Origin of the sequence: Rhodococcus phenolicus, assembly GCF_001646785.1 — a bacterium.
Taxonomy (GTDB): Bacteria; Actinomycetota; Actinomycetes; order Mycobacteriales; family Mycobacteriaceae; genus Rhodococcus; species Rhodococcus phenolicus.
The window spans coordinates 1-7627 of the sequence record NZ_LRRH01000169.1 but is presented as its reverse complement, the minus strand read 5'-3'; the positions used below and the strand labels follow the sequence as shown (position 1 = coordinate 7627).

The following is a 7627-nucleotide window of genomic DNA, read 5'->3' as shown; positions in this document are numbered from 1 at the left end:
ACCTTCTGGGGCTTGACCACGAGCGCTCCGCCCGGCTGCTCGCCCGCCAGCTCCACCGCGCCGCCCAGGCCGGTGTCGACCCGATCAACCTGCTCACCTGGCACCATGAACGACTCACCGAAGAGGGCTCCGAGATCACTGCGGCGGCGCTGCGCTCCGGCATGGCCCGGCCGTTGACCGAGCTGATCGCCCGACGCAACCACCATTGGCTCGACGATCACCACGACCTCATCGCCGAACACCTGCCGACCCTCGCGTTGCAGACCGACGACGAGCGCGCCGCCGCCATCGCCGGACGCATCCAGCACATCGAGCAGACCAGCGGCGCCAGCATCGACGAGATCCTGACCGACCTCGCAGAACAGGCCGGAGCCATAGCCCCGGCGACCACGGTGCTCGCCGAACTCGACCGCATCGCCGGCGACGGCCGCGACTTCACTCACCCGGACGCACCCGAGTGGATCGTCGCGCCCGTATCCGATGCCGACACCATCGACACCGACCTCGCCGCGCAGATCCGCCAGGACTACCAGGCCATCACCGACATGCACCGCAACTACCGCGACCAGCTCACCGACGACAACGCCCCGAACTGGGCACAGTCGAGCCTCGGCCCCTGCCCCGACGATCCCGAACACGCTGCGCTGTGGCGGGCCACCGTTGCCGACGCTGCTGCGTACCGCAGCACCCACCACATCACCGACAATGTCACCCTCGCCGGTAGCCGGCCGAGCGAGCGGCGCGCCGCATTGGACTGGGCCCATATCGAACGACACCGTGCTCAGCTGTTCGAGAAGAAGAAGTGCCAGCAGGACAGTCCTGGCCGAGCCTCGGATCATCGGCCTGAGATCGCGCCCATCGAGCAGCGAACACGTCATATCTGATCCGGGCAGTTGCTGGCCGCTGGACCAGTATCTAGCTCCCGCCATCCTTCCCGGCGCGGTTCGCCAGATCAGCGACCTCTCACTCAGCCACATCTGCCCGACAGTGCGGAGACTTGTCCACATGAAACGCAAAACCGCGACCCCCGATGGGCTTGGTCTATCGCCGGTCCGTTCGGCGCGATCCATATCAGAGGGCATCCCGCAAGCGGGATACTCGTTGCGAGCTACTGCGCCGAATGCCAGCGACGTCTCTTCAGGGGGTGGGTTTGCATGTCAAACGACGGCACCGAACCAAACCGAGGGAAGCGATCGCTAGCGCCGGTGATGCTGGTGATGACGGCCGCAGCAGCAGCCATCGGCATAATTTTCGCGGTCGTTGCAATTCTGGGAGCGATCTTCACCGCGGTTTCGGAACGCGGCGAAAAGATAGTCGGTGCGATCTACCTGCCGTCGGACCTGTCAGAAGGGCAAGTGGGCATCCTTCTGGCCACGTATGGGGCTGGGCTGGCATTGGTCCTTGGCATGGTTATCCATCACGTCAGAACCCCTACGCATCGACTGCAACTTGCCCTGTGGGGTGTGGTGTTTTTTTGCATACCGGTGGCAATCCTGTTCTTACCACTCACAGGACAGGAACTCACACAGAGTGGGAGTGGGCTTCTGTCCTACTCGTACTACGTTGACGTTGACTGCGGCTCGTGGTTTCGCCGCGTTTCCGGCGTCGACACGAGTGTGTGCCAACCTGAGTTCGAATCATTGTCGAGGATCGCTATGGCGTTTGCTGCGATTGGTATCGCCGTACCTCTAGGAATTCTGGTGTGGGAGACGATCATTGAAAAGCGTGAGGACCAGGAACCGAACCCCTCATGAGCTTTTGTCAGGTCGAGAGCTGCGTCGCCAGCATGGGCGCCGCCGCGGACGCCCATGCCAGCGGGGAAAACCAGGTGGGGAGCCTGGTCCATGCGTTCCCGGAGTTTCTACCCCCGCATGTACACGTCCTCATCGTCCGACCACTCCCACACGTGACCGTCGTACGACACCGGCCCGAACTCATCATCCGGATCAACCGGCTCCGCGTCCCCGGAGTCGATCAGATCGACCATCCGAGCCGCATCGATCGTTGGCAACGCCGCCGATCTGCTCGACGAGTTGGCCGACGAACCGGTCGCCTCGATTGCTGCCTCGATGGGCGTCGGCCGCGCCGCGATGTCGCGCACGATCCATTCGCGCACCCCATCGGACAGCCGGACCTCGATCTTCGGAGGCTCACAGCGTCCATCGATGCAGTCCGCGAACTCGTCCGAGTTCGCCGCTAACCGCTGCAACAGCGGCTGATACACCTGGTAGTGCCAGCTCCCCGGCGACCACGTATGCCTCTGCTCCTCGGAGAGCTGTTCGTAGGCCACCTTGTGCGCCGACATCGCCGCCGTCAGCTCCTCGACCATCTTCGGGTGCCGATACCAACAGCCCTTGATCCGATCGGTGAGCCGGTAGCAACCGCGAAACCACTCCACCCAGTCGATCAGCTCGACCCACAATCGCTGCGCTTGCTCCTGATCGAGATGCCGCCACGACAGCGACCCCGGCCGGTACTCGCTCATCCCAGCACCGCCTTGCCGGTCTCACGCGACCACGCCCAATCGGGCAGCTCACCCGTCTCGCAGATCCAGTCGTAGACCTCCTGGGAATCGAGCACCCGCTGCTTCCAGTGCGCGATGTCCCACACCAGCGGCAGGTGGACCAGCGCCGGCGCCGATCCCCGATAGATCATGAGCGCCTGGTCCGCGGGCATCCCGCGAATCTCGGGTGCGGTCATCACCTTCGTCTGTCGGGGAGCCTGGTTCGGTGCCCACCACTCGTCACGTTCGCCGGTCAGCCGGGAGATCTGCTCGAGTTCGTTCACGTCACCGAGGCCGGGCAGGATGATCCGCACCGGCGAGTTCGTCGTGAACATCCGTCCCGCACTCGGACCCCACCGTCGGATGTTCTGCTCCTGACCGTGGCAGAACACCCAGATCGAAATGCCTCTACCAGCGCTGTCGCTGACCTTGTCCGGCAGATCCGGGATGGGGGCGACATTGTTGACCTCGTCGAGCACGAACCGGACCGGCGGGTCGATCCGTTCTTCCGGGTACTCGCGCGAGATCTCTTTGGCCAGGTAGTACGCCTCGGCCGCCAGCGCTGTCACGATCGGCGCGCTCGATCCGTACGAGCCTTCGGAGATCAGGTACAGCGTCCCGCCGTCGCGGATCAGTTGCTCGAGGTCGACTGACTCGGCGGTGGTGACGTTGACCGCCGCCATCAGCTTCGGCGACGCGAGGGGATCGAGCAGCGTCGAGACCGTCGACATCACATCGTCGACCGAATCCGAGCCGGAGCCGCCGAGCTGGGAATACTCCACACTCCACGTCGGCAGGTCCCTGTCCAGGATTTCCTTGACCTTCGGCACCTGCCGTTGCATCGCCCACCGGTAGAACACCGTCACATCACTGCCGGACACCGCCGCCGCATACAGACAGCACCGCAGGTACTTCGCCGCGTTCTTCGAGAAGTACCCCGCGTTCTTCGTGTCACCGTCGATCGGAACCGCCTGCACCAGCGCATCGGCGCGCCGGATCGCAGTGTCCGGGTCGTCGCAGCCAGCCAGCAGTGACCACCGCATCGGCGTCGGCCACCGGGTGATGCCCTCTGGATCGAACACCTCGACCGGCCCGACCGCCAGACGTTGCCCGACCGAGGACCACAGCAGATCGGGTTTCGTGGTCGTGGCCAGCACAAACCCCACCGATTCGACGATCCGCTGCCAGGCCAGGCGCCAGCTCTTACCCGAGCCGGTCGGACCCTCCACCAGCGTCCCGTCGCGGTACTGCGTGAACACCTCGGCATCCTTGCCGTGCTCGCCGTAGAGCGTGCCGATCCGCGTGGCCACATCGTGCGCCTCGATCTTGCGGGCCGGCGTCTCGCGCAGGCTCGCCCGATTCGTTGTGGCCGCCTTGACCGCGCTCCTGCGGTCCAGGCCGCGCCGACGCAACTCCGCCGGGTCCGCAAACCCCTGCTGTCGGCGCCGCTTGGCGCGTTGACGTGCCGAAATATTCGCCCTGACCACCACCGTCGCGGTGATGTAGAGCAGCGCCGCCACGATCAGGCACACCCACGTCACGGCCGCCGATCCCGGCCTACCGTCCTCGGGCCAGCCCGCGGTCGGATCCCCCGGCGAGAGCACCAACGTCCGCAACACCGACAGCGACCCGTAGAGCCCGTCGGGCCACACCAGGCCCGACCCAGTGACCACACCGGCGACCGCGCCACCGACGTACACCGACCACAACACCCCGCCGATCACCGCTACGAGCGGGCCGGTCCCGACCGGGATCACCGGCTGCGACGGCCGCGCCTGTCCACGTTCGGTCACTGGGCCTCCCCCACCAGCTCGGCGATCGCTGCGGCGTCGAGCTCGTCGGGCAGACGGATCTGCTCGACCAACATCGTCGACTCACCCCGAATGACCTCGTCGGTGTCGGTCAGGACGATCTCCAACGGGGACCGTTCGTGCTGCATCAGCACCGGATCGGACTTGCCCATCACCACGAGGCACTGCCCCTTGCGCATCGACATCAGCAGGTCGACGCAGTAGTCGGGCAGGTGATACATCCGCACCGTCTGCTCGGCGTCATCGACACGATCCTGTCCGTACAGGAACACGATGCCGGCCTCCTGCATCAGTGCCCGCGCCGGAGAATCGGCAGGCAGGTCCGCGATGTGGTGGAACGCCGAGACCGTCGATAGGCCGAGGCCGCGCGAGAGCTTCATGTTGTCGCGGAAGACCTTGCCGGTCGACCCTTCCGCGATGTGCCAACCCTCTTCGACGATCAGTACCGTCTGCTTGTGCTCGGACGCCCGCGCAGCCAGCACGTTCGACAACCACGTGTTGATGACCGTCATCACCACCCGCAGCGCCGGACCTTTGTTCGGCAGCTCGGACACATCGAAGTGCACCAGCGGATGATCGAGCGCGTTGCGCACATCTTCCGAGGTCGGCTGGTCGACCAGCCCACGCAGATCGCCCTCGCAGAGCTGGCGCAGCGCCAATCCCGGATCGCGGCCCCACCGGCACGCATCCTTCTCCCAGACCGGGCCGAACGTCGCCGTCGCCTCTTCCGGTGTCGACAACAACAGATCGGCGACATCGCGCAGAACCGGTTCGGTGTGGTCCTGGCTAGCACGCTCGTTGACCAGCCGCAACGCCAGGTTCAGCGCCGCGATCTCCGTCTGCACCAGCGGCCGCTGCATCGTGTCCTCGAGCACCGCGGCGATCAGCACTTCCTGCCCGGCCGGCACGATGCCGCCGGAGGTGTTCACCGCCGAGGAGATCGCCGGGTCCATCAGGTTCAGGCGCGCCCCGTCGCCCCCGGTCTTGAACTTGATCGAGGGGACCCCGAGCGTCTTCGCGAGCTTGGTGTACTCGCCGCCGTGATCGCCCTGGCGCTTCTTGTCGATCACCACGACCTGACGCCCGGCCGCGATCTGCCGCAGCCCGAGGGTGGTCTTGATCAGCGAGGACTTCGCCTTGCCGATGTCACCGACCACCGCCACGTTGATGTTCTCGATCTCGCTGCCGTACAGCGCGAACGGATCGGTGATGACCAGGGCATTCGACATCAGATTACGGCCGGACACGAGCCCTTCGTGGCGCACGTTCTTGCGGGTGGTCGCCAGATTCAGCGCCTCGCCCTGCCGGGTCGTCGACCACACACCTTCGGGTCGAGGCTCGTACCAGCCCCACCGGTCCAGCCACTTGTTGCGTCGGGGTGCCCGCCGGCGCGCGACCACGCTCTCGACCACATCCATGGCCTCGGTCGGGATCGTTGCAGGTGCGGCACCCTTTGGGCGATTGAGCAGCGAGGTCATCAGGCCCCCTTGATTCGTGTGAATTTCGTGGCCGCCAAACCGCGGCCGAGTGGCACCGTGAGGAACTGGGCGACATCGTGACTGTCGTCGTACCAGGTGAATTCCTTGATCGCGGCCTGGTCGGCGGCCTGCTCGAGCCGTGCGCACGCCCGCATCACTGCGTCCTCATCAGGGGCGGTGACCGACACGGCCATCGACCAGATCACCCCGTGGTGGCCCGATCCCGGTTTGAGGTCTTCGCGCCGACGCATCGATGCCGAGGCCATGACCTCTGACGCACCATCGGTGACCTGGCCCTTCTTGGCTTCCTTGTACTGACGCGCCGCGTCCTCGGTCGCATCCCTGCGCGCTGCCTGCCGAGCCTTGGTCGCATCGACGAAGTCCATCCGCACCTTGACCGTGCGGATCGTCGGCTGCGCCGGCACACCGTCGACCGGATCGCCGGGGTCCGGATCGACGCCGGTCAACAGCGGTGAGAGCCATTCCGCGTGCAGCGGGATCGGTTCGATCGACCCCGGCCGGATCAACCCGACACGGGTATCCCAGCGGTCCGACACTCGCACCGACAGATCCCCGCCGACATAGGACGGCCAGCAGGTCGCCCAGTTGGCGCCGCGATGAGCGTCGAGCGCATACGACGGATCGAGCATCGACCGAAACAACGCGCACGCACGTTGCTGACCGAGCACCTGCACCTGCCCGAGTCGCGCCGCCTGCAACGAGCCGACCGCCCGCATCGTCTCGTCGACGATGACCTGGCCGATACCCGCCTTGATGTCGACATCCTTGCGCTTGGCCACCGCCCCCGCCGCCGTCAACAGCTCGACCGACTTCGGGAAGATCAGCGTGGCGTAGCAGCGGTGCTCCTCCGACTCCGGGGCCAGGACATCGATGAGCTGCCCGTACGACTCGATCGCCGGCATCACCCGATCCACGTGCGGATTCGCTTTCACGACACCTTCCATCCACGCCACATGCGGGGTCAGATCCGCCGGTACCGAGCGATGCACCATCTCCAATCCCCGGATCAGCGAGGATCGACGCGCAAACGAGGCCAGCGTCCGAGAGAATGCCTGCGAGGTCACCGACCACTCCTGCGCACCCCGCAGACCCTCGGCGAGACCCTGAATCGACAGCACCACCGAGTAGTAGTTGTTGTCACCAGGGGTTTTGTGCTCGAGGATGAACATGTCGTCCAGGCCCGTATCGGTCAGGTCCAGCGGGGCGACATCGCCGAGCGGTACCGGCAGCTCCCACCCCGGATCGGCACCGAGCACCCCGTACAGCTCATCCCCAGGCTGGCGGTAGATGTGCTCACCGGATTTGCGTCGCCGCCGGTCCCGCAGGCGGTGCATCTTCTCCCCCGCCCACGAGCGGCGCCCGTTGATATCGGTGGTCGCGCCCAACGTCGCGGCCACCAATGCCACGACACCGAGCAACGTCCAGATCGTCGACCCGAAGTACATGAAGAGGGCCAACGAGAGAACCAGTGCCGCTGCATACGCGGCGAGGACCGGTTCCGGGACGGGGATCAGTCCACGTCGCGCGATCTCCGAACCGAGGATCGAGGTGCGCTGCTCATCGTCACTCATCACTGATCTCCCGTGTTGTCGGCCTGCTCAGGCGCGTTCTGCGCTGCCTGAGCTGCCTTGTTCAGTGCCGCACCGCCCACGGTGCCCGCCACCATGACTGCCCCGACCCCGGCCGTCGCGAGGGTGCCCGTCGCGCCCTTGGCTGCGGACATGAGCTTGCGGGTGTTCGAACCACCGTGCCCGCTGCCGCTGTGACCTGCGGTGACACCCGAATGGTGAGCGCCGGCCCCACCGGATCCGGTG

Annotated in this window: 5 protein-coding genes and 2 pseudogenes; 2 read left to right on the top strand and 5 right to left on the bottom strand. The window is 65.9% G+C overall.

Going from position 1 to position 7627, the window contains the following annotated elements:
• A pseudogene (locus A8G15_RS31320) lies at positions 1-884 on the top strand (MobF family relaxase); the annotation flags it as partial.
• A 270-nt stretch (positions 885-1154) separates the two neighbouring features.
• A complete protein-coding gene (locus A8G15_RS28490) occupies positions 1155-1754 on the top strand; it encodes a hypothetical protein (protein ID WP_156665614.1) in 600 nt (199 codons plus the stop codon).
• A gap of 107 nt (positions 1755-1861) precedes the next feature.
• Here A8G15_RS28490 and A8G15_RS28485 read toward each other — a convergent pair whose 3' ends face one another.
• From A8G15_RS28485 to A8G15_RS31315, 5 genes and pseudogenes are all read right to left on the bottom strand, one after another.
• The gene (locus A8G15_RS28485) at positions 1862-2329 is read right to left on the bottom strand and encodes a hypothetical protein (RefSeq protein ID WP_245688046.1); all 468 of its coding nucleotides are present in this window, start codon (positions 2327-2329) and stop codon (positions 1862-1864) included.
• Positions 2330-2481: 152 nt separating this feature from the next.
• Positions 2482-4296 (bottom strand): type IV secretory system conjugative DNA transfer family protein, encoded by a 1815-nt coding sequence (locus A8G15_RS28480; RefSeq protein WP_245688045.1) that lies wholly within the window; start codon positions 4294-4296, stop codon positions 2482-2484.
• Complete coding sequence (locus A8G15_RS28475; protein WP_245688044.1) at positions 4293-5792, bottom strand: ATP/GTP-binding protein; 1500 nt, start codon at positions 5790-5792, stop codon at positions 4293-4295. Before A8G15_RS28475 ends, A8G15_RS28480 begins: the two co-directional genes overlap by 4 nt.
• Positions 5792-7384, bottom strand: a complete 1593-nt coding sequence (locus tag A8G15_RS28470; protein WP_068166561.1) for a hypothetical protein — start codon at positions 7382-7384, stop codon at positions 5792-5794. Before A8G15_RS28470 ends, A8G15_RS28475 begins: the two co-directional genes overlap by 1 nt.
• Positions 7384-7627, bottom strand: a pseudogene (locus A8G15_RS31315) (hypothetical protein); the annotation flags it as partial. The gene A8G15_RS28470 and the pseudogene A8G15_RS31315, both read right to left, overlap by 1 nt.

What these genes read in the sequence shown, in the direction of transcription:
- A8G15_RS28490 (WP_156665614.1), top strand. Translation starts at nt 1,155, where the DNA reads ATGTCAAACGACGGCACCGAACCAAACCGAGGGAAGCGATCGCTAGCG.
- A8G15_RS28485 (WP_245688046.1), bottom strand. Translation starts at nt 2,329, where the DNA reads ATGGTCGAGGAGCTGACGGCGGCGATGTCGGCGCACAAGGTGGCCTAC.
- A8G15_RS28475 (WP_245688044.1), bottom strand. Translation starts at nt 5,792, where the DNA reads ATGACCTCGCTGCTCAATCGCCCAAAGGGTGCCGCACCTGCAACGATC.
- A8G15_RS28470 (WP_068166561.1), bottom strand. Translation starts at nt 7,384, where the DNA reads ATGAGTGACGATGAGCAGCGCACCTCGATCCTCGGTTCGGAGATCGCG.